The sequence below is a fragment of the Microcoleus sp. B5-D4 genome, assembly GCF_036705145.1.
Lineage (GTDB): Bacteria > Cyanobacteriota > Cyanobacteriia > Cyanobacteriales > Microcoleaceae > Microcoleus.
The window spans coordinates 1-1,143 of record NZ_JAUBTV010000182.1 but is presented as its reverse complement, the minus strand read 5'-3'; the positions used below and the strand labels follow the sequence as shown (position 1 = coordinate 1,143).

Annotated in this window: 1 protein-coding gene; it reads left to right on the top strand. The window is 42.0% G+C overall.

The annotated features are described in order from the left end of the window. Positions 1–587, top strand: a 587-nt coding sequence (locus QUB10_RS34040; protein WP_333207531.1) for a hypothetical protein, incomplete at its 5' end; no start/stop codon positions are given. Between the last annotated feature and the right edge of the window lie 556 nt (positions 588–1,143).

Genomic DNA, 1,143 nt, shown 5'->3' with positions numbered 1-1,143 from the left:
GGGGTGAGTTGCACGTTTGCGGTGTCGCTGATGATGGTCATCTATGGCACACGATTCGTCACACAGATGGTTCTTGGTCTCCTTTCGGTGATGTTGAAGGACCCGCAGGAGACCGAGGCAAATTTATTAATGTCAGTTGTGCAGAAGTTGGGGGTGAGTTGCACGTTTGCGGTGTCGCTGATGATGGTCATCTATGGCACACGATTCGTCACACAGATGGTTCTTGGGAGCCTTTCCGTGATGTTGAAGGGCCCGCAGGAGATCGTGGTTATTTCAAAGCTGTTTCCTTGGCAGGTCTTTTCTTGCCTAAAGCCGTTATTAATTGGATCAAAAGAGATAATGTGGCTCAGTTTGGAGAAGCAGATTGGAAAAATGAAGTCAAACGAATGTCTGGTTTAACTTTAGAACAAGCCCAAAAAGTTGCGGCTGAAGATGCAAGAATTACATTCTTCTTCTATACGCGACAACCAATGAATCTTGGGCCAAAAGGAAATTTCTCTCCTGGAGATGCTGTGTTTTTCTCCGGACAACCCTGGTACGGTAGTGCGCCACAGGCTGATGCTTATGAAAAAGCCGTTATCAATTAGTCTCACTGGATAACGGTATCAAACGGGAGTTAGCCCGCACGGTGGGCTAACTTCCGTTTAGACTACCGCACGGTTTATTCCTAATGGCATAAATGAACAACGAACAATCAGCTATGAGTAGCCAAATCTCAGTAATTGGGTAAAACTTGGCGTAATACTTCCAAAAGATGATCGAAACCGTTTGTTTCATCCCACCAGAAATTTGACTGGCTTTTTTATTTCAGCCTCATTATTGCAAAATGTTCCCGTGCGCTCCCAGCGATCCCCATCATAAAAAATGCTTTAAAGTCAAAATAATCACAAAATTTTCCAAAAATCGTATTAATTATAGAACTAACAGCCTGGAAATTTAAATTAACTATCCAAGCCGGCTATTTAGCCTAAACCCTAGTTTTTTCAACAAGGAGAGCAGAATATGTACCTACAAAAAAAGCGACAATTTGTACTGTTTACAAACATAAAAAACTTTTCTTTAATGACAATACTCCGGACAGTTTTTAAGCAGCCAGAGTACCATAAGACAAGACTGAAGGAAGGTTAGGGTGATTTAAAATCA